Genomic DNA, 19872 nt, shown 5'->3' on the forward strand with positions numbered 1-19872 from the left:
TATGAGAGCAGCGATATATTTTATTCTTTTTATGAGTATGATGATCCCTGCCCAGGCACAGGAAGTGATTGGGAAATGGGAGAATACCAATGAAGAAGGAAAGGTGAATTCCATAATCAAGATCTACGAAAAAGGAGATAAGATTTATGGGAAAGTAGACCGAATAATGAAAGAGGAAGATAGAGATCGCATCTGTACTAAATGTGAAGGAGATCTGAAAGATGAGCCTATTGAAGGGATGGAGCTAATGAAAGGTCTTAAGAAAGAAGGTGATGAATATGTTGGAGGTACTATTGTAGATCCAAAAACAGGAAAGGAATATCGCTGTAAAATATGGCTGGATGATGAAGATCCAGATGTATTGAAAGTAAGAGGTTATATATCATTTTTTTATAAAACCAAAACATGGCGTAGAGCTGAATAATATTTCAGAAAATTAAAAGCTGCTTTTAAAGTTTCAGGTTACTTTTAAAAAACTAAAGATTCTTAATATTTTTGAATTCGATAGTTGAGAGTAAGTTGCTTTAGAAGCAGCTTTTTCTATTATATAAATCAATAAATCATCAATGTCTTATTTCGCCGATCTAATTCTTCCTTTGCCGCTTGATAATCGCTTTACTTATAGCCTTACTCAAGAAGAAGCTGAATTTATCCAGCCGGGAATGAGATTAGCAGTTCAGTTTGGGAAAAATAGGGTTTATACTGGGATTGTAGCAGAAATTCATCAGAATCCGCCAGAAGTTTATGAAGCTAAGCCAATTCACCAGATACTTGATGAAATACCTCTATTAACCAGAGAACAACTTACTTTCTGGCACTGGATCGCCAGTTATTATTTATGTGCGGAAGGGGATGTGATGCGGGCAGCCTTACCGGGTGCTTTTTTACTTGAAAGCGAAAGTATCGTAAAGCTTGTTAAAGATGCCCCGCCAGATACGGAAGAACTCAACGATGACGAATATCTGGTAGTAGAAGCTTTGCAGCGACAATCTTCCATGAAAATCCAGGAGATTGAGCAATTACTGGACAGAAAAAAAGTATTGCCGGTCATCAATAAACTTGTGGCTAAAAATCTGGTAGATCTAAACCAGGAGATCTATGAGCAATTTAAGCCAAAACAGCTAAGATACGTAAGACTAAATCCGGCTTATGAAGCCGAAAGTGAGATGCATCAACTTTTAGATGATCTTTCAAGAGCTCCAAAACAAAGAGAGATCTTATTATCTTATTTTTCAATTACCGCGCAATCTAAAAGGCCACTTAAGGTAAAAAATTTATTAGAAGAATCTGGCGCGAGTAATTCCATCTTAAAAAGCCTTATTGATAAGAATATATTTGAAGAATTTTTTGAGGAGACAGATAGAGTTGTTTTTTCAGGGGAAATCAGTCAGCACGAGATACATTTAAACAAAATACAGCAGGAGGCATTTGACGAAATTCAGGAGAATTTCAGGCAAGACCAGGTCTGCCTGCTTCATGGAGTAACATCTTCAGGTAAGACTGAAATTTATATTAAGCTAATAGAAGAGGTCATAAATAAAGGGAAACAGGCCTTATATCTGCTGCCGGAAATTGCTCTTACCACGCAATTGATTAAACGGCTTCAGAATTTCTTTGGAGATAAAGTTTTGGTCTATCACAGTAAATATTCTGTAAATGAAAGGGTAGAGATCTACAAAAAAGTGATGGATAATTCTGAAAAGGGGAAAATAATAATAGGAGCGAGGTCCTGTATATTTTTACCATTTCAGGATCTTGGTTTGATCGTGGTAGATGAAGAACATGAGTCTACTTTTAAGCAGTTTGATCCTGCGCCCCGTTATCATGCCCGGGATGCCGCTGTGGTACTGGCAAATATGTTTAAAGCGAATATTGTGCTGGGATCTGCGACTCCTTCCATAGAATCCTACTTCAATGCCGAGCATAATAAATATTCTCTGGTAGAATTAACCAGGCGTTTCGGAAACGTTCTAATGCCAGAAGTTGAAATTGTAGATATCAAGACCGCTCATAGAAAAAAGAAAATGACCGGTCATTTTTCTGAAAGGCTTATCGCAGAAATTCGGGAGAGTTTGAAGGAGGAAGAACAGGTGATCCTATTTCAGAATAGAAGGGGTTTTTCTCCCATTCTGGAATGTAATACCTGCGGTCACTCCCCACAATGTCCTAACTGTGATGTAAGTCTCACCTATCATAGTCATAATAACCAGTTGCGCTGTCATTACTGTGGATATCATATCGCTATGCAACACCAGTGTATGGCCTGCGGAAGTAATGAGGTGAGCACGAAAGGCTTCGGGACTGAACAGGTGGAAACAGAACTTAAAGCGCTTTTTCCAAAGCATAAGATTGGCAGAATGGACCAGGATACCACCAGGGGAAAGCATGGTTATGAAAAGATCATTCAGGCTTTTGAAGATCATGAAACCGATATATTAATAGGTACGCAAATGTTAACCAAGGGACTTGACTTTAGAAAAGTAAGTCTTGTGGGAATTATGAATGCCGATAACCTTTTGAATTTTCCCGATTTCAGGGCACATGAAAGAAGTTTTCAATTAATGTTGCAGGTAGCGGGAAGATCTGGCAGGACCAAGAAAAGAGGGAAGGTGCTTATTCAAACATATAATCCGCATCATCAGATCATTCAGCAGGTCTCTACAGGGGATTATTCAGAAATGTACAAAGAGCAACTGGAAGATCGATACCAGTATCAATATCCGCCATATTTCCGGTTAATACGGTTAACCCTAAAATGCAGGGATTACTCCAAAACAAACGAAGCTGCAGAATGGCTGGCCAGAGCTTTAGAAAATGTTTTTGACAGGTATGTTCTCGGTCCGGAGTTTCCACCTGTAGCGAGGATAAGAAATGAATATTATAAGAACATCCTTATCAAGATCCCTCAAAAACAGTCATTAGGAAAAACTAAGAAAATGGTACATCGTATTCTTAATAGTTTTAAGGCTATTGGTGCATACAGGTCGGTAAGAGTAGTGGTGAATGTTGATCCGCAATAAAAAAGCCATTTAAAAAATGGCTTTGATCAAATTATATGTAGGTATTGGTTTTATTGTTGAATTGCACTTAAAGCCTCAATAAGGTTTGCTTTCTTATGTCTGCTCAAGGGTAACTTCTCCTTATCTATCTCTATATTCTTGCTGTTATATCTTTCAATCTTTTCAAGATTTACGATGTAAGATTTATGGGTTCTTAGAAAACGTTCATTTGGTAGTTGTTTTTCAAAAGACTTCATGGTAGCAAGAACTACAAAATTATCTTTTTCAGTAACAAATTTCACGTAGTCTCCAAGCGCCTGAATATATTTAAGCTTGCTCAAAAATACTTTTCTATTCTTAAGGTTGCTTTTCACAAATATAAAGTCATCGTCTTCCGGAACCGGGGTTTGATGTTTAAGTTTGTATAAATTTACCGCCTTGTTAACTGCATTATTAAACCTGTCTTTGGTAACTGGTTTATGAATATAATCTACCGCATCATAATCGAAGGCCTTAAAGGCGTATTTTGTTTTACCGGTTACGAATATAATTTGTGGTTTATTCGGAAGATTGTCCAGAAGTTCGAACCCAGATAAAATAGGCATTTCTATATCCAGAAAAATAAGATCGGTTTCAGTATCAAGCAGTCCATTCTTGGTCTCGATAGCATTATTATATTCGGCTACCAGCTTTAAATTTGGATGGTCTTTTATCAACTTGACTATTGATAGCCTTTGGAGGCTAGAGTCGTCTACAACAGCACATTTAAGTAAAACTTCTTCCACAGTCTATAGGTTAGTTGTAAACAATATTACTCATTAAAAATAAGAAATACAAGGCTAAAATTTATTTCATCGGTAAAAATAGTGTTTTATCCTTCTTAAGAAGCTTTGAAATATGGATAATTAATTCTATTTTTGCACCCGATTTAATTTAAAGTTAATTTATATGAACAACTATGAAACTGTTTTCATCTTGAATCCCGTTTTATCTGATGAGCAGATAAAGGAGACAGTTAAGAAATACGAAGATTTTCTTGTTTCTAAAGGAGCTGAGATGGTAGCTAAAGAAGATTGGGGCCTAAGAAAACTGGCTTATGCAATCCAACACAAGAAAAGTGGTTTTTATCACTTATTTGAATACAAAGCTCCTGGTGACGCGATTGAGCCGCTAGAGTTAGAATTCAGAAGAGAAGAGCGTATGATGCGTTATTTAACTGTGAAGTTAGACAAGCATGCTATCGCCTGGGCTGAAAAAAGAAGAAAACGTAACAAGGAAAAAGCGTAACCATGGCAACATCTATTGAACAACAAGCAAAAGGAAAAAAAGACGGAGAGATCAGGTATCTTACTCCTCTTAATATAGAAACAACCAAAGCTAAGAAGTACTGTAGATTTAAAAGATCAGGTATCAAGTATATTGATTATAAAGATCCTGATTTCTTAATGGGCTTTGTAAACGAGCAGGGTAAATTGTTACCTCGTCGTTTAACAGGAACTTCTTTGAAATTCCAGAGAAAAGTGGCTACAGCTGTAAAGCGTGCTCGTCACTTAGCATTAATGCCTTACGTAGGTGATTTATTAAAATAAAAAGAGGCAGTTATGGAAGTAATACTTAAAAAAGACGTAGATAATTTAGGTTTTAAAGATGATGTAGTAGCTGTTAAGAACGGTTACGGTAGAAATTATCTTATTCCACAAGGATATGCTGAACTGGCAACTCCTTCTGCAAGAAAGGTTTTATCTGAAACTTTGAAGCAGCGCGCCTATAAAGAACAAAAGCATATTGACGAAGCTAAAAAGCAAGCTGAAAAACTTAATAACCTTGAAATAAAAATATCTGCCAAGGCAGGTGCAGGTGATAAGCTTTTTGGTTCCATCACTAATGGAGATTTAGCTGATGCTCTTGCGAAAGAAGGTGTAGAGATCGAAAAGAAATATATTAGCATCGCTGGTGGTAACATCAAGCGTCTGGGACAGTATGATGCAACTTTACGTTTTCATCGTGAAGTAGTTTCTAACTTTAGCTTTGACGTTGTAGGAGACGCTTAATTTATTTTACTTATAGAAAAAAGCCTGCTCATTATTTGAGTGGGCTTTTCTTTTTTAGTGAAACTGAATTTTGATCTTGAGCAAAATTCATAGTTGAACTAATCCCGAAGAATTTCGGGATCTCATTAAAATTAATGGAAATTACCCTTATGAAATACGCAAGACTAACAAAAGAGCAGCTGGAAGAAATGCATCAGGAGTTTATTAATTTCCTGGCAACACAATCTATTACTGCAGATGAATGGGAGAAGATAAAAAAAGAAAAACCCGAAGCAGCTGAAGAAGAGCTTGATATTTTTAGCGATCTTATCTGGGAAGGTGTTTTAAACAAAGTGGAATACCTGGAACATTTTTCACCTAATCAAATCTTTCTTTTTCATATTAGTACCGCTACTATTGAATTAATAGCGATCAAGATCGAAAATGAAGCTATAGATATTACCACCAGAGAAGGTTACCAGTGGCTGCAAACAAATTTAATGGACGATGCGGTGAATATTTATACATCTACCAGAGCTATCAGTGTCGACAGGAATAAGGATATTTTTGCGTTGATCAAGCAGGGTGCAAATATCACCCAGGGTGAGCTGTATGCTTTTTTCCAGAATGTGGTAAAGGGTTAAAATTTACCAATGAATCGATGTACTAATGAAAAAAATTAATCATTGGTTAATTGTTTCATTCTTTCATTGGATTGCTATTCATAACGAAGCGATTCAATAGGATCTTGCTTTGCAGCCTTGGCCGCGGGATAACTTCCTGCAAGAATGGCTACGAGAATCGTAATTCCAGTTGCCCAGAACATAGCTTTCCATGGAGTGGTAAAGGCAAAGTCCAGAGAAGTAGCGACCGCATAACCAATTAGAATTCCCAGAAAAATACCCAGTAAACCTCCAATTTGACCAATTACCAGAGTTTCTAGAAAGAACTGGGTAGCAATGGTGTTTTTCTTTGCTCCTAAAGCTTTTCGAACCCCGATTTCACGGGTTCTTTCAGTAACGGTCACCAGCATGATATTCATCAATGCTATAGAAGAACCGAAAATGGTAATGATGGAAATGATCCATGCAGCTACATTTAATGCCCCGGTAATAGAAAGAATGCGGTTAATAAGATCATCACTTCTTTCCAGACCAAAGTTATTTTCTTCTTTAGGATTCAATCCGCGAATATTTCTGAAGGTTATAATTGCTTCATCCATCGCCGCGTCAAGCAGTTCTTTATCTTCAACTTTTACACTCAAACTGTAATTGATATTAGGTTGAGAGAAAATAGAACGTGCGTGTTGTATAGGAATAAACACACGTAGATCCTGATTGTTACCAAAAGTACTTCCTTTTGATTCCAGAACTCCAATCACTTTAAACTTAGCACCGCGAACACTAATAGTTCTATTTACCGGATCAAAACCTTTAAAGATTCCGTCCTTAAAATCTGAACCTATAACCGCAACATTGTTATTGTTTTCGATATCAAAAACATTGAATTCGCGTCCATCTTCTACTTTAAGTCCGGAGTTTTCCAGGTAATATTCGTTGACTCCCAAAACCGATATTTCAGGATCGGTTTTTTCATTTTCGTATTTAATTTCGGCTGAACCTGTTCCTGTGAATGAAATGGCAGTTTCAGTATATGGGTATTCAAATTTTTCTTTAAACTCCTTTACTTCACGATAGCTGATAATTGGGTTTACTTTTCTTTCTTCATTTCCAAAACTCTGCGTTCTGAATTCATAACGCTGAAGGTTGAATGTATTGGAACCCATGGAAGCGAAATCTTTACTGATGGTATTTTCCAAAGCTGCTACCGCACTTAAGATACCTACGAGCGCCGTAATACCAATAGCGATAATTAGAACCGTTAGAATGGTTCTTAATGATTGATTTCTGATGGAATTAAGGGCTATCCTTATATTTTCCCGAAAAAGTGAAAACATGGGCTAATTTTTCTGGCTAATAGATTAGACTCTAAAATTAGAACTTTGTTACTTAAAATTTCAAATTTGTTTGGGTTCACTTAAAAATTAAGATATTTGCACTCCTAATTAGCAAATTCAGCTTAACACATATCATGGCACAAAAACCATCTATACCAAAAGGTACCAGAGATTTTTCACCCGAAGAAGTCGCGAAGAGAAATTATATCTTCAATTGTATTCAAACAGAATTTAAGCGTTTTGGATTTCAACCCATTGAAACACCAAGTTTTGAGAATTCTTCCACCCTTATGGGGAAATATGGAGATGAAGGAGATCGCCTTATATTCAAAATTTTGAATTCTGGCGATTTTCTTAAAAAAGCTGATAAGGATGCCTTAACTGAAAATGATAGTATAAAGCTTACTTCTTCTATTAGCGAGAAGGCCTTACGCTATGATCTTACCGTTCCTTTTGCCAGGTATGTGGTGCAACACCAAAATGAGATCGAGTTTCCGTTTAAGCGCTACCAGATGCAACCGGTATGGAGAGCAGATCGCCCTCAGAAAGGAAGATTCAGAGAATTCTATCAATGCGATGCAGATGTTGTGGGGAGCAACAGTTTATGGCAGGAAGTTGAATTTATCCAGTTATACGATTCGGTTTTTAATAGTCTTGGTTTAGAAGGGGTAACTATAAAGATCAATAATAGAAAAGTTCTTTCCGGTTTTGCTGAAGTGATCGGGGAGCAAGACAAACTGATTGATTTCACGGTTGCGCTGGATAAACTTGATAAAATAGGGGAGGAAGGCGTAAAAAAAGAAATGCGTGAAAAAGGTATTTCTGAAGAGGCTTTACAAAAGATTCAGCCAATCTTCAATTTAAAGGGAAGTTTTGCTGAAAAGATCCAGGGTTTAAGCTCTATTCTGAAGGGGTCTGAAACCGGGCAAAAAGGAATCCAAGAATTAGAATTTATTCAAAATGCCATTCAGGAAATGCCTCTAAAAACGGCAAAGCTTGATCTGGATGTCACTTTAGCCCGCGGACTTAACTATTACACCGGAGCCATCTTTGAAGTATCTGCTCCTGAAAAAGTAAAAATGGGATCTATTGGCGGAGGTGGACGTTATGACGATCTTACCGGCATTTTTGGATTGAAAGATATGAGCGGAATTGGAATTTCATTTGGTCTTGATCGTATATACCTTGTGCTGGAAGAGCTGGAGCTTTTTCCAGCTACGGTAACTGAAAATACCAAAGTTCTTTTTATCAATTTTGGAGAAAAAGAAGCTTTGTATGCTATGAAAACAGTGGAAAAACTTAGAGGAGAAAATATCACAGCAGAAATTTATCCAGACGCCGCTAAAATGGGGAAACAGATGAAGTATGCCGATAAAAGGCAAATTCCATATGTAGTCCTGGCCGGCGAAGAAGAGATGAATAATCAAAAATACACTTTAAAGCACATGAAATCTGGCGAGCAATCAAGTCTTGATTTTGCTGGGCTTAAAAGCAAACTATCCAGCTAAATTTATTTTTTGCTTACCTCATTTAGACGATCCATTTCCTCTGTGGTAAGCTCATTGTCAACTGCTTCTTCAAAGCTTTTTAGATGTTCAGATTTGGTGGCACTGGCAATGGGAGCCGTTATTCCGGGTCTTTGCATAATCCACCTCAATGCTACAGCAGCCTGGGAAATATTATAATTGGCAGAAATATCTTTCAGGGATTTTAATACATTTTTTCCTCGCTGATCAAAATAATCTTTTAAGAATTGCTCCCGCTTGGTTCCTTTAATATCTTTTTCTTCAGAATATTTCCCGGTGAGAAATCCGCTAGCCAGAGAGAAATAACTGGTTACACTCAGATTGTTCTTTTTGCATATCTCCTGTATCTCACCTTCAAATTTATCACGAACCATTAAACTATATTCTGGCTGAAATACCTCATATTTTGGCAAATTACTCTCAGAGGCAGCCTGCAGGGAAGCTTTAAGTCTTTCCGGAGAAAGGTTTGAAGCTCCGATATATCTTACTTTTCCCTGGTCTATCAGTTTTTCATAGGCTTCCAGGGTTTCTTCTACTGGAGTTTTATCGTCATCCCAGTGCGTGAAATAAAGATCTATATGATCTGTTTGCAATCGGGTTAACGAGTCTTCTACTGCTTTTAAAATATGATTTTTAGATATATTTTTATCACCTCCCTGTTGCATACTGGATCCAACTTTGGTGGTTATGGTGATCTTATGTCTGTTACCCCGACGTTTAATGTATTTTCCAATAATAGATTCTGATTCTCCTCCAGAATTTCCGTCAGCCCACCTTGAGTACACATCTGCAGAGTCTATCATATTAAAACCCATGTCCAGAAGTTGGTCCATCAACTCAAAAGATTCCTTTTCATTTACGGTCCAACCAAAAACATTTCCTCCAAAAACTATTGGAGCGGTATATAGATCTGTTTGTCCTAATTGTTTCTTTTCCATGTTGATCATTTTACGATAATATAATAGAAAGCTTCTAAATCTCCTATGGATAACTGATATCTTAGAGTTTGTTTAACAGGTCTTGTTTTATTCTTAACTAATTTGAGTAGGGAATTTGCTTAACTTAAAGGAGAAACCAAAAAAACAGTTATGAGGATTTTTATAGTACTTTTTTTATTTCCAGCCTTATTAAGCGCGCAGAAAATTGCAGATATGTTCACTCTTTCTTCTGCCGGATTTGAAGATTCTGTTATAAGAGAATATCCTGGTAAATCTGATTCCGAATTATTTTTAGCCACCAAGAGGTGGGCAGATAATATTATTTCAAATTCGAGCGATGCAATTAGCAGGGAGATAGATGATCAATATCTGGAATACAAAGTTTTTGTCCCCCAGGCTTTTTCAATTGAAGATAATGGACGAACCTTTACCTGGGACGCCATGTTTGATCTTGCCTTTAAGTTTAAAGATGAAAACATTAGGTTTGATGTAGAAATCGTAGAACTTTCAAGTCCGGATGCACCTACCTTTCAAATTGTAGGCGGGATGAATGACTGGGCTTTTTATGCTGAGAATAATCAACCATATCCACTCACCTCTGATGCCAGAAAGATTATGGAGGAAATTGTAAATGATTTTATAAGAGGTGTTTCCGCATATGTGAATAGAGATGCAGAAATTCCACCTAAAAAGTAAGACCCCATTCAAATAGCTATACTTTTTTATTCGGGAAAACTCTAATGACTTATAAATCAAACTATGAACCGGATTCTTTTAATTCAGATTTAGGGGTGTGATTTAATGATAATAGTATAGATCCTGCCAGTACTACAGCAATGAACACAAGGGATATCCAGATAGGAATCTCCCATTTTTCACTGATTAGGAATTTTATACCCACAAAGGCCAGTATAATCCCCAGCCCTTCATTAAGAAAGACAAAACGGTCTTTCATATCTGCCAGAAGAAAATATAAGGCTCTAAGGCCGAGAATGGCAAAAGCATTGGAACTTATAATAATAAATTTATCGCGGGTTACTGCAAGAATTGCCGGGATAGAATCAAGAGCGAAAATAATATCGGTTAATTCTATTATTATTAATACTACAAAAAGGGGGGTAGCTATACGTTTTCCATTTTCTCTAACAAAAAAATTGTCCTTTCTATAGCCTTTAGTTTGTCGGATCACTTTATTTACCCATTTGAAAATCCGGTTATTTTCAGGATGAGTATCGGAGATATCACTTTGAAATATTTTATAAGCCGTGAATAAAAGAAAGGCGCCAAAAACGTAAATGATCCAGTGAACACTTTCAATGAGAGCAATTCCTCCTAATATAAAAGCAACTCTTAAAACAAGTGCGCCAAAGATTCCCCAGAACAATACTTTATGCTGATATTCTTTCGGAACCTTAAAATAGGTAAAAAGAACAGCCCATAAAAAGACATTATCCATAGATAATGATTTTTCAATAAGATAGCCGGTGATGTATTCACCCGCGGCGGCTGCTCCCTGCCACCAGGCAATGACTCCGGTGAAGGCAATCCCCAGACTTATCCAGCCGGCGCTATACCATGCCGCTTCTCTTGTATTGATTTGATGAGGTTTTCTCATTACTACTTTTAAGTCTACAATCAAAAGGACTAAGATAAAAGCAGCAAAAGATATCCATATCCAGTTATCTATCTCTACATTAGCTGTTGATGGTTGTGCTTGAATTAGAAGACTTGAAAAATTCAGGATCTGCATGGGGACAATACATTTTGGTCAAATAAAAGTTATTTATGACAAAACTCCCCTGACTTTAAAATAAATATAACAGCTAAAATGAAAGTTTAAGAAGAGTTTTAAACTAAAAAATCCCTTCAGATTTGAAGGGATTTTTGATAGTAGCGAGACCGAGATTTGAACTCGGGACCTCCGGGTTATGAATCCGACGCTCTAACCAACTGAGCTACCTCGCCATAGCATTTTTTCTATTTTCGAATTCCGCTAAACCCTTTGTGATAAAAGGCTTCACAGGATTTCCCAATGCGGGTGCAAATATAAAAACAATTTGTATTGGCACAAACTTTATTTTCTAAAATATTTATTTTGATTTCTTTTTATCTTTCTAATTAATATCTATATTGCCCGAAACTAATTAATCAAGAATGGAAGAAAAGATAAAATACGAAATGGAGTTTCCTATTCAAGCTTCTCCTTCATTACTATACCAATATATTTCAACTCCCTCAGGTTTAAGTGAGTGGTATGCCGATAATGTGAATTCCCGTGGGGAATTTTTTACTTTTATATGGGAAGGTAGTGAGGAAAAAGCTAAGCTTGTTAGCAAAAAAAGTGACGAGCGCATTAAATTCAAATGGCTTGATGATGAAGACACTCCTTATTTTTTCGAATTACGCATACAAGTAGATGATATCACTAAGGACGTATCCCTAATGATCACCGATTTCGCCGAAGATGATGAAGTAGATGAAGGGAAGATGCTTTGGGATAATATGGTTTCAGATCTTAAACAGATTCTAGGATCAGCCTAGATTTCATATTATAAATAGTAACTTTGCCCCGTTTTTAAACGGGGTTTTTTTATGATCAATCTAGACGGAAAATTAGTTAAGAAAGAAAATGCAAAACTATCGGTTTCTAATCGTGGTTTCGCCTATGGAGATTCAGTATTCGAGACAATTCGTGTAATTAGCGGGAAAATAATGTTCTGGGAAGATCATTATTTCAGGTTAATGGCCTCTATGAGAATAATGCGAATGGAGATCCCATCCAGTTTCTCTCCTGAGTTTTTAGAGGACGAAATCAAGGATATTATTGAAGCAAATGACCTTTCAACTTCACCTGCCAGAATAAAATTTGCCGTTTACAGGCGACAGGGTGGTTATTATACTCCCGCCACCAGAGAAATCGGCTATGTAATTAGCGCCGAAAAGATGGAAAATTCATTCTATCTTTTTAACGATGAGCCGTATGAGATTGAGCTTTTTAAAGATCATTATGTAACCAGCGGACTACTTTCAACTATAAAATCAAATAATCGCGCAGTAAATGTTCTTGGGAGTATTTATGCCAGTGAGAATGGATATGATAATTGTTTACTCCTAAATGAAAAGAAGAGTGTAGTGGAAGCTCTTAACGGAAATCTTTTCCTGGTTAAGGGAACTACTATCAAAACGCCTCCAATTAGTGATGGAGTACTTAATGGAATCATTAGAAAGCAGCTTATCAATATCCTGAAAAAAACTGAGGAGTATACTTTAGAAGAAACTTCTATTTCCCCATTTGAGCTTCAAAAAGCAGACGAATTATTCATTACCAACGTAGCTAAAGGAATTCAGCCGGTAAGCAAATATCGAAAAAAGGAGTATGCTCATAAAGTTTCAAAGGAACTTTTGAGTAAACTTAATGTAAAAGGAAGATTGGGTTAATTGTAAGTGGGATTTTCAGGTGAGTTAGACCAGAGCATATATTCGCCACCCAGTTCCAGCATTTTGTCTTTCCAGAAAGAATTGTAGGGTTTTTCAAGCAAATCTTTGTTGTCTTCGTTTACGGTGATCACCCAGGAACGAGAATGTAATTCTTCTTCTAGCTGGTCTGCATCCCAACCGGAATAACCTAAAAAGAACTTGATCTGTGTGTCATCTATCAATTCCTTTGCAATAAGATCCATGACAGCTTCAAAGTTGCCACCCCAGTAAATTCCATGTGCTATTTCAATACTGTCTGGAATAAGATCAGGGATCTTGTGAATGAAGTACAAATTGTCCTGTTCTACGGGCCCACCGTTATAAACCTTAAAATCACCCTTTACATCAGGGATAAGGTCTTTAAGGGTAAAATCTAGAATTTTGTTCAAAATAAATCCAACAGATCCATTATCTGAATGGTCAGCAAGGAGGACAACAGAACGATTAAAGGATACATCTCCAATAATTGATGGTTCTGCGACCAAGAGATGCCCTTTGGTTGGTTTTAACGCGATCATTATAGCAGTCTTTATATCTAAACTAATTATTTAATACAATAAATGCAATTCAAATCTTAATTTTTTGTATAAAAAAAGCCTTCCCACAGGAAGGCTTTAAATCTTTACTAATACAAATTATTAGTTCACAGCTTTTTGTAAATCTGCTCCGGCCTTAAATTTCACTACGTTTTTAGCAGCAATTTTAATAGTTTTTCCGGTTTGTGGGTTTCTTCCTTCACGAGCAGCTCTTTTAGATACAGACCAAGATCCGAATCCTACTAATGATACTCTATCTCCTTTTTTAAGGGACTTTTCTACGTTTTCAAGGAAAGACTCTAATGCTTTTTTCGCTGCTGCTTTAGAAATTCCAGCGTTTTCAGCCATTGCATCGATTAAATCTGTTTTGTTCATAATTTGAATTTTAAATTAATTGTTGGTTAAACATTCTGTTAAACTGGTATACAAATTTATACGGATTTCTTGTTCATGCAAGTAATGACAAGGGAAAAGCCCGTATTTGTTAATAACTTGGTTGTATTGTTAATAAAGATAATTGTTTTTTATTAAAATGCAACAAATTCAGTGTTAATAAGGCTTTAGCGCATTTTGGCTTCCGGAGCAAAATTAAAACCATTTAAAAGTGCTTTGGAGAGCATTTTTCTTTTCCCCGGTAACTGTATTTCATTTATTAAAATATAGCCATTTGTGGCAGCAACTTTTATCTTATTCTCATTAATGGTAATAGTACCATTGGGCAGATGATGCTCCTGTTGTATTTTTTCAATATCATAGATCTTTACCTTTTGTTCTTCTGTAGAATTTTCCAGATAGCACCATGCACCCGGATAAGGATTAAGTCCTCTAATTAAATTATAAATCCTTTCTACCGGGGCATTCCAGTCGATCTTCGTATTGTCTTTATCAAGTTTTGGGGCGTCCTTTAATGCATCAGAGTCCAGTTGTTTTTCAGTCCTAACCTTATTGTCTGCAATAACCTGAAGTGTTTTAACCACCAGGTTCGATCCCATATCCATTAATCTATCATGAAGAGATTCTACATTCTCTGTCTCATTAATTTTTATTTCTTTCTGAAGGATCATCTCACCGGTATCTATTTTCTCATCCAGGAAAAAAGTGGAAACACCGGTTTTTACTTCTCCGTTAATAATAGCCCAGTTAATAGGGGCAGCTCCGCGATACTGAGGCAGGAGGGAAGCATGCAGGTTAAAGGTCCCATATTCGGGAAGACTCCATACAGACTTTGGAAGCATTCTAAAAGCAACAACTACCTGAACGTTGGGTTCTAGAGCCTGAAGTTCATTTTGAAACTCTTCAGATTTTAAATTTGTGGGCTGCAATACATTTAGATTTTTGGAAAGCGCATAGCTTTTTACGGCACTTTCTTTAAGTTTTCTACCCCTTCCCGCAGGTTTATCTGGTGCAGTAATTACGCCCACCACATTATAACCGGCATCAAGGATAGCTTCCAGACTTTTTACAGCAAACTCGGGAGTTCCCATAAAAACAATTCTAAGGTCTCTCATTTATTCAATATTTTATACTTGTTATTTTCTGTACGATCTAATACTCCCTTTTCACAGAGAAGTCCTAATACTTTTATTATTGATCCTTCTGAATATTTCAGATGGGCTACGATCTCTCTTGAATTCTTTGGACCATTTTTTAGAAATCTCAGGATTCCTAAATAAATCTCGTTCATATCATCCCTGGATAATTTTTTGTTCACTCTATTACAAACCGAACATTTCCCGCAAGGCTCAGGATCTTTCTCTCCAAAATATTTTAATAGCTGAACCTGCCTGCAAACCTGGTCATTTTCTACAAAATCTAAGACTGCCATAATTTTAGCTTTTTTCGTATTGTTATACTCCCTGATAAAAGCTGAAACAGGATTTATAGTAGCATCATCTTCTCTCGGAAGCAAATAAACAATACTGGCATCGTGCTTTGAAAGCTGAAATTCTATGATCTCTTTTTCATCTAATTCTTCAAAAATTTTCACACATTCCTTTTCTGAAATATTTGATTTCTCACTGACCGAAGCTAAATTAAAAGGGATCAAATTCTCAAAAACACCCCCATAATTTCTTAAGATGGTTTTAATAATATTCGCGTAGCGTGGATTTTCATCCAGATAATTGTCCAGGTGGTTTCCTGAAAGTAGGATCCTTATTTCCGTTTTCTTCTGATAATTTTGCGATAATCTTAGAATACTACACCTGTCCAGTAATTGTAGGGCGTTAAATGTCTTATGCGAATTGAATTTATATTGATTGCAAAAACTTGCAAAATTGAAATCATATTCAGTATTCTCACCTTCTCCAAAGGCTATTCTAAAATATGCATTCAACTTGCGGTATACCAGTTTTACATCCTCTACAGAAGCAAGATTGTTCAGGAACTGATTTTTTAGAACAGGGACATCCCCGGCATTAGTTAGAATAATGGCCTTAGCAGGTTTGGAATCTCTTCCTGCTCTTCCGGCTTCCTGAAAATAACTTTCCATACTTTCCGGAAGGTCTATATGGATAACAGTTCTCACGTCGGGTTTGTCAATTCCCATCCCAAAGGCAGTAGTAGCCACCATTACGCTGGTCTTATTTGTTAGCCATTGTTCAAATTTCTTAGATTTATCTTCTTTCTTCATACCGCCATGGTAGGCAGCGGCCGTAATTCCATTTTTATTTAAGAATTCGCTGATCTCCTGGGTGGCATTTCTACTTCTAACATAAATTATTGCCGATTCATTATTTAGAATTTGCGTCAAACGAAAATATTTATCCTCCGTTTTAATTACATCATACTGCAGGTTAGATCTTTCAAAAGATTTTTGATGAATTTCAGGTTCTTCGAGGTTTAACTGTTCGCAGATGTCTTTTACAACTTCTTTGGTGGCGGTGGCGGTAAAAGCCGCGATCCTTACATCCGGTAATAAATCCCTTATTTCAGCAATGTTCCGGTAAGCAGGTCTAAAGTCATGTCCCCACTGCGAAATACAGTGAGCTTCGTCTACAGCGATCAGGTTGATATTCATCTGCTTTAGTCGCTCACGCACCAGTTCCTGTTGCAATCGTTCCGGAGAGAGATAAAGAAATTTATAGTTTCCGAAGATGCAGTTATCAAGATTTCTATCCAGATCGGCATAGGAGATACCTCCCGTAATGGCCATGGCTTTGATATTCTTCCGCTGAAGGGAATTTACCTGGTCTTCCATTAAAGAGATCAAAGGAGAAACCACCACACAAATTCCTTCCTGCATCAGAGTAGGAACCTGGAAACAAATAGATTTTCCTCCCCCGGTAGGAAATAGGGTGAGTGTATCCTTTCCTTTCAGAATAGATGCTATGACTTCCAATTGTTGAGCTCTGAACTCACGGAAGCCCCAGTATTTTTCTAATATTTTTAAAGCTTCCTCTTGCAAATTTGCTTAAATCTTATCTAAAATGAAATTAGTACGCTCTTCCACAGTCAGTTTAGGAACTTCAATCGGGTTGTAGCCATACCTTTTATACGTAGAATAAAGATAAGACGAAATTTTTAAGGCTTCTTCATAAGTCTCATAACGCTCGTTATCGCTTTGGTAAATATCTTTCCAGGGAGGAAGTATAAAGATCTGGTCATAGCGGTTATTTTCGCATGTTTTATTGAAAACCTCCGGATAGTCAGTTTTAAAATAGTCCATATAGGCTACTACATCGGGTAAACCGCGATCTAAAAAAATATGATCAGATGCCGCTTCTGAAGCCTCTGCAAACTGATTCAATCTGCCTTCAAGCAACATTTCGCTAAATAACAGGGGTTTCGTCAGAAATAACTGGTCTATTCCTTCTTTCTGAGCTTCAAGTGTAACCTGCCGGGATATCTCATGAAGGCAAATTTCACCTTGCTCTTCGAGTTTATGGACGATGGATGATTTTCCGGTTCCCGGGCCACCGGTAATAACAATCTTTTTATTTTTCACCCCGCAAATTTCGACATTTGGATTTGATTATAAAAATGGGATGATTCCTTGTATCTTTGCACCGAACCGAAGGAGAAAAACTATGAGTGAATCAAGGAACCCCGAAGAATTTTATGCAAAACTTAAGAAGCAGCTTCAGGATACGGCTATGTGGCCGGCAGAATATCTTTATAAATTTATCGTTCCTACTAAAGGAGATAAAGTTAACCAGGTAGAATCTATTTTTAATGATATGGGAGCAGTGATAGAAACCAAAAAATCCAAAAAAGGTACCTATACCAGTGTTTCCATAAATGTTAGGATGAAAAACCCTGACGCGGTTATTGAAAAATATATGGAAGTAGCTGAAAAAGTAGAAGGAGTGATATCTCTTTAAACCTGAATATAAAAGAATCTTTTTGTTGTGCTTCTTTAGTAATATTTAGTATTTTGCAGGCAGGAGTAAACTTCAATAAAATTACCTAATTAAACTTCAATTTTGACAAACGCATTAGAATATAACTCTGAAAGGAGTAAACTGATAATTCCCGAATATGGAAGACATCTTCAAAAAATGGTGGAGCACACCGTTAATATTGAGGATGATCAGGAAAGAAATAAGGTTGCCAATTCAATTATAGCAGTAATGGGGAATATGAATCCTCATTTGCGTGATGTGCCAGATTTTCAACATAAACTTTGGGATCAGTTATTTATTATAAGTGATTTTAAACTGAATGTAGAGTCACCTTTTCCAAAGCCAACTCGCGAAATGCTTGCCGAGCGACCTGAGATGCTTGAATATCCTGAGAATAATCCCAAGTACAGGTTCTACGGAAATAACATCAAGCGCATGATAGATGCGGCTAAAGATTATGAAGAGGGGGATTTTAAAGAAGCCCTGGTTCTTACCATCGCCAATCACATGAAGAAATCTTATCTCAACTGGAACCGGGATTCAGTAGACGATGAAGTGATCTTTAATCATCTTAATGAACTTAGTAACGGTAAAATAAGTCTTAAGAATATTGATGAAGATTTAAGTCGTGCTTCAGACCTGGTTCGAGATGCAGGTAAAAAGAAATATACCAAGAGTAGCAATAAAAAAACCGGCCGAAAAGGAGGCCGCAAACGCCACTAAACTCAACAACTTTTAATGGGAACTTTTCAAATTGAAGGCGGTCATCGTTTGAGCGGGGAAATTCAGCCTCAGGGAGCCAAAAACGAAGCACTGCAAATCTTATGTGCGGTATTGTTAACTGGAGATACAGTTACTATCCATAACATTCCAAATATACTTGATGTAAATAAACTTATTAGTCTCCTTCGCAATCTGGGGGTTAAGGTTGAAAATATTGGAAAAGGCAGCTATACTTTCAAAAGTGATGCGCTTGATATGGACTATCTTAACAGTGAACAGTTTAAGATTGATGGAGGTGGCCTTAGAGGCTCCATTATGATCGTTGGGCCAATGCTGGGAAGATTCGGCAAGGGATTTATACCTAAACCCGGTGGCGACAAAATTGGAAGAAGAAGGCTGGATACTCACTTCGAAGGTTTTATGAAGCTGGGAGCAGATTTCAGATATAATAAAGAAGAAAGATTTTACGGGGTAGAAGCACCTAACGGACTTAAAGGTGACTTTATGCTTCTGGAAGAAGCTTCGGTAACGGGAACAGCAAATATTGTTATGGCTGCGGTCCTTGCTAAAGGAACCACGACCATTTATAATGCGGCTTGCGAGCCCTATCTTCAGCAGTTATGTAAAATGCTGAATTCCATGGGCGCTAATATCAGCGGCGTAGGTTCTAATCTATTAACCATAGAAGGAGTTGAAAAGCTTGGAGGATGTGAACATACAATTCTTCCTGATATGGTAGAAATTGGATCCTGGATAGGATTGGCAGCAATGACTAAAAGTGATATTACTATAAAGAACGTAAACTGGGGAATGCTGGGTATTATTCCCACCACCTTCAGGAAATTAGGGATAACTGTAGAAAAGAAGGGAGATGATATTCATATTCCTGCCCATGAAGATGGTTATGAAGTGCAGAGTTTTATTGATGGTTCTATTATGAATATTAGTGATGCACCGTGGCCGGGATTTACGCCCGATCTTTTAAGTATCATGCTTGTAGTAGCGACTCAGGCCAGGGGAAGCGTTCTTATTCACCAGAAAATGTTTGAAAGCCGCTTGTTCTTTGTAGATAAGCTTATAGATATGGGAGCAAAGATCATTCTTTGCGATCCCCACCGGGCAACAGTAATAGGTCATGATTTTAAGTCACAGTTAAAAGCGACTACTATGACCTCACCTGATATCAGAGCGGGAATTTCTTTATTAATTGCGGCACTATCAGCAAAAGGAACTTCTACCATACATAATATTGAACAGATAGATAGAGGATACGAGCATATCGTAGAACGCCTGCAGGGAATTGGAGCGAAAATTACGAGACTGGATTAACCCGGATATTTATA

22 protein-coding genes and 1 tRNA gene are annotated in these 19872 nt (G+C 37.1%); 13 read left to right on the top strand and 10 right to left on the bottom strand.

Annotated features, from left to right (window positions below):
• Position 1: 1 nt before the first annotated feature.
• Both LGQ90_RS01585 and priA read left to right on the top strand, forming a co-directional pair.
• Positions 2 to 424: a DUF2147 domain-containing protein gene (locus LGQ90_RS01585; protein WP_229337446.1), complete on the top strand. Its 423-nt coding sequence runs from the start codon at positions 2 to 4 to the stop codon at positions 422 to 424.
• 142 nt (positions 425 to 566) lie between these two features.
• Positions 567 to 3020 (top strand): replication restart helicase PriA, encoded by a 2454-nt coding sequence (gene priA / locus LGQ90_RS01590; RefSeq protein ID WP_229337448.1) that lies wholly within the window; start codon positions 567 to 569, stop codon positions 3018 to 3020.
• A gap of 50 nt (positions 3021 to 3070) precedes the next feature.
• On the opposite strand, the gene LGQ90_RS01595 is transcribed toward priA, so the two are convergent.
• Entirely contained in the window at positions 3071 to 3784 is a 714-nt protein-coding gene (locus LGQ90_RS01595) for a LytR/AlgR family response regulator transcription factor (RefSeq protein WP_229337450.1), read from the bottom strand.
• 163 nt (positions 3785 to 3947) lie between these two features.
• Here LGQ90_RS01595 and rpsF point away from each other — a divergent pair, with 163 nt between their 5' ends.
• From rpsF to LGQ90_RS01615, 4 genes are all read left to right on the top strand, one after another.
• A complete protein-coding gene (rpsF, locus tag LGQ90_RS01600) occupies positions 3948 to 4286 on the top strand; it encodes a 30S ribosomal protein S6 (RefSeq protein WP_011709001.1) in 339 nt (112 codons plus the stop codon).
• 2 nt (positions 4287 to 4288) lie between these two features.
• Positions 4289 to 4588: a 30S ribosomal protein S18 gene (gene rpsR / locus LGQ90_RS01605; RefSeq protein ID WP_011709002.1), complete on the top strand. Its 300-nt coding sequence runs from the start codon at positions 4289 to 4291 to the stop codon at positions 4586 to 4588.
• Positions 4589 to 4600: 12 nt separating this feature from the next.
• Positions 4601 to 5050 (top strand): 50S ribosomal protein L9, encoded by a 450-nt coding sequence (rplI, locus tag LGQ90_RS01610; RefSeq protein ID WP_229337452.1) that lies wholly within the window; start codon positions 4601 to 4603, stop codon positions 5048 to 5050.
• A 149-nt stretch (positions 5051 to 5199) separates the two neighbouring features.
• On the top strand, positions 5200 to 5673 hold the full coding sequence (locus tag LGQ90_RS01615) for a DUF6495 family protein (RefSeq protein ID WP_229337454.1): 474 nt from the start codon (positions 5200 to 5202) through the stop codon (positions 5671 to 5673).
• A 74-nt stretch (positions 5674 to 5747) separates the two neighbouring features.
• Here LGQ90_RS01615 and LGQ90_RS01620 read toward each other — a convergent pair whose 3' ends face one another.
• Entirely contained in the window at positions 5748 to 6986 is a 1239-nt protein-coding gene (locus LGQ90_RS01620) for an ABC transporter permease (protein WP_229337455.1), read from the bottom strand.
• A 134-nt stretch (positions 6987 to 7120) separates the two neighbouring features.
• Here LGQ90_RS01620 and hisS point away from each other — a divergent pair, with 134 nt between their 5' ends.
• Entirely contained in the window at positions 7121 to 8494 is a 1374-nt protein-coding gene (hisS, locus tag LGQ90_RS01625; protein ID WP_229337457.1) for a histidine--tRNA ligase, read from the top strand.
• 2 nt (positions 8495 to 8496) lie between these two features.
• Here hisS and LGQ90_RS01630 read toward each other — a convergent pair whose 3' ends face one another.
• Positions 8497 to 9450 (bottom strand): aldo/keto reductase, encoded by a 954-nt coding sequence (locus LGQ90_RS01630; protein WP_229337458.1) that lies wholly within the window; start codon positions 9448 to 9450, stop codon positions 8497 to 8499.
• 150 nt (positions 9451 to 9600) lie between these two features.
• Here LGQ90_RS01630 and LGQ90_RS01635 point away from each other — a divergent pair, with 150 nt between their 5' ends.
• A complete protein-coding gene (locus LGQ90_RS01635) occupies positions 9601 to 10146 on the top strand; it encodes a hypothetical protein (protein WP_229337460.1) in 546 nt (181 codons plus the stop codon).
• Between the two features lie 61 nt (positions 10147 to 10207).
• On the opposite strand, the gene LGQ90_RS01640 is transcribed toward LGQ90_RS01635, so the two are convergent.
• Positions 10208 to 11200 (bottom strand): TerC family protein, encoded by a 993-nt coding sequence (locus LGQ90_RS01640; RefSeq protein WP_229337462.1) that lies wholly within the window; start codon positions 11198 to 11200, stop codon positions 10208 to 10210.
• Positions 11201 to 11341: 141 nt separating this feature from the next.
• Positions 11342 to 11415: transfer RNA gene (locus LGQ90_RS01645), tRNA-Met, on the bottom strand.
• A gap of 189 nt (positions 11416 to 11604) precedes the next feature.
• Here LGQ90_RS01645 and LGQ90_RS01650 point away from each other — a divergent pair.
• On the top strand, positions 11605 to 11991 hold the full coding sequence (locus LGQ90_RS01650) for an START-like domain-containing protein (protein ID WP_229337464.1): 387 nt from the start codon (positions 11605 to 11607) through the stop codon (positions 11989 to 11991).
• Between the two features lie 51 nt (positions 11992 to 12042).
• On the top strand, positions 12043 to 12888 hold the full coding sequence (locus tag LGQ90_RS01655) for an aminotransferase class IV (protein ID WP_229337466.1): 846 nt from the start codon (positions 12043 to 12045) through the stop codon (positions 12886 to 12888).
• On the opposite strand, the gene LGQ90_RS01660 is transcribed toward LGQ90_RS01655, so the two are convergent.
• The 5 genes from LGQ90_RS01660 to LGQ90_RS01680 form a co-directional block, all read right to left on the bottom strand.
• Positions 12885 to 13445, bottom strand: a complete 561-nt coding sequence (locus LGQ90_RS01660; protein WP_229337468.1) for a YqgE/AlgH family protein — start codon at positions 13443 to 13445, stop codon at positions 12885 to 12887. The two genes, LGQ90_RS01655 and LGQ90_RS01660, sit on opposite strands and share 4 nt — an antisense overlap.
• A gap of 120 nt (positions 13446 to 13565) precedes the next feature.
• Complete coding sequence (locus LGQ90_RS01665) at positions 13566 to 13838, bottom strand: HU family DNA-binding protein (protein ID WP_006990442.1); 273 nt, start codon at positions 13836 to 13838, stop codon at positions 13566 to 13568.
• 185 nt (positions 13839 to 14023) lie between these two features.
• Complete coding sequence (gene fmt, locus LGQ90_RS01670; RefSeq protein ID WP_229337470.1) at positions 14024 to 14971, bottom strand: methionyl-tRNA formyltransferase; 948 nt, start codon at positions 14969 to 14971, stop codon at positions 14024 to 14026.
• Positions 14968 to 16869 (bottom strand): RecQ family ATP-dependent DNA helicase, encoded by a 1902-nt coding sequence (locus tag LGQ90_RS01675; RefSeq protein ID WP_229337471.1) that lies wholly within the window; start codon positions 16867 to 16869, stop codon positions 14968 to 14970. The genes fmt and LGQ90_RS01675 overlap by 4 nt, the downstream gene beginning before the upstream one ends.
• Positions 16870 to 16875: 6 nt before the next feature.
• A complete protein-coding gene (locus LGQ90_RS01680; protein WP_229337473.1) occupies positions 16876 to 17409 on the bottom strand; it encodes an AAA family ATPase in 534 nt (177 codons plus the stop codon).
• Between the two features lie 82 nt (positions 17410 to 17491).
• On the opposite strand from LGQ90_RS01680, the gene LGQ90_RS01685 reads away from it, so the two are divergent.
• The 3 genes from LGQ90_RS01685 to murA all read left to right on the top strand — a co-directional run bounded on the left by LGQ90_RS01685 (position 17492) and on the right by murA (position 19858).
• Positions 17492 to 17785, top strand: coding sequence for a DUF493 family protein (locus LGQ90_RS01685; RefSeq protein WP_229337475.1), 294 nt, complete (start codon positions 17492 to 17494; stop codon positions 17783 to 17785).
• A gap of 102 nt (positions 17786 to 17887) precedes the next feature.
• A complete protein-coding gene (locus LGQ90_RS01690; protein WP_229337477.1) occupies positions 17888 to 18529 on the top strand; it encodes a DUF4290 domain-containing protein in 642 nt (213 codons plus the stop codon).
• 15 nt (positions 18530 to 18544) lie between these two features.
• Positions 18545 to 19858 (top strand): UDP-N-acetylglucosamine 1-carboxyvinyltransferase, encoded by a 1314-nt coding sequence (gene murA / locus LGQ90_RS01695; protein WP_229337478.1) that lies wholly within the window; start codon positions 18545 to 18547, stop codon positions 19856 to 19858.
• The last annotated feature ends 14 nt before the right edge of the window (positions 19859 to 19872 follow it).

Source organism: Christiangramia sediminis, from assembly GCF_020552705.1.
Taxonomy (GTDB): Bacteria; Bacteroidota; Bacteroidia; order Flavobacteriales; family Flavobacteriaceae; genus Christiangramia; species Christiangramia sediminis.

Excerpts from the sequence above, each read along its gene's own strand:
- LGQ90_RS01665 (WP_006990442.1), bottom strand. The coding sequence starts at position 13,838 with ATGAACAAAACAGATTTAATCGATGCAATGGCTGAAAACGCTGGAATT.
- LGQ90_RS01685 (WP_229337475.1), top strand. The coding sequence starts at position 17,492 with ATGAGTGAATCAAGGAACCCCGAAGAATTTTATGCAAAACTTAAGAAG.
- LGQ90_RS01620 (WP_229337455.1), bottom strand. The coding sequence starts at position 6,986 with ATGTTTTCACTTTTTCGGGAAAATATAAGGATAGCCCTTAATTCCATC.
- LGQ90_RS01640 (WP_229337462.1), bottom strand. The coding sequence starts at position 11,200 with ATGCAGATCCTGAATTTTTCAAGTCTTCTAATTCAAGCACAACCATCA.
- murA (WP_229337478.1), top strand. The coding sequence starts at position 18,545 with ATGGGAACTTTTCAAATTGAAGGCGGTCATCGTTTGAGCGGGGAAATT.
- rplI (WP_229337452.1), top strand. The coding sequence starts at position 4,601 with ATGGAAGTAATACTTAAAAAAGACGTAGATAATTTAGGTTTTAAAGAT.
- fmt (WP_229337470.1), bottom strand. The coding sequence starts at position 14,971 with ATGAGAGACCTTAGAATTGTTTTTATGGGAACTCCCGAGTTTGCTGTA.
- hisS (WP_229337457.1), top strand. The coding sequence starts at position 7,121 with ATGGCACAAAAACCATCTATACCAAAAGGTACCAGAGATTTTTCACCC.
- rpsR (WP_011709002.1), top strand. The coding sequence starts at position 4,289 with ATGGCAACATCTATTGAACAACAAGCAAAAGGAAAAAAAGACGGAGAG.
- LGQ90_RS01635 (WP_229337460.1), top strand. The coding sequence starts at position 9,601 with ATGAGGATTTTTATAGTACTTTTTTTATTTCCAGCCTTATTAAGCGCG.
- priA (WP_229337448.1), top strand. The coding sequence starts at position 567 with ATGTCTTATTTCGCCGATCTAATTCTTCCTTTGCCGCTTGATAATCGC.
- LGQ90_RS01655 (WP_229337466.1), top strand. The coding sequence starts at position 12,043 with ATGATCAATCTAGACGGAAAATTAGTTAAGAAAGAAAATGCAAAACTA.
- LGQ90_RS01585 (WP_229337446.1), top strand. The coding sequence starts at position 2 with ATGAGAGCAGCGATATATTTTATTCTTTTTATGAGTATGATGATCCCT.
- LGQ90_RS01660 (WP_229337468.1), bottom strand. The coding sequence starts at position 13,445 with ATGATCGCGTTAAAACCAACCAAAGGGCATCTCTTGGTCGCAGAACCA.
- rpsF (WP_011709001.1), top strand. The coding sequence starts at position 3,948 with ATGAACAACTATGAAACTGTTTTCATCTTGAATCCCGTTTTATCTGAT.
- LGQ90_RS01650 (WP_229337464.1), top strand. The coding sequence starts at position 11,605 with ATGGAAGAAAAGATAAAATACGAAATGGAGTTTCCTATTCAAGCTTCT.
- LGQ90_RS01630 (WP_229337458.1), bottom strand. The coding sequence starts at position 9,450 with ATGGAAAAGAAACAATTAGGACAAACAGATCTATATACCGCTCCAATA.
- LGQ90_RS01615 (WP_229337454.1), top strand. The coding sequence starts at position 5,200 with ATGAAATACGCAAGACTAACAAAAGAGCAGCTGGAAGAAATGCATCAG.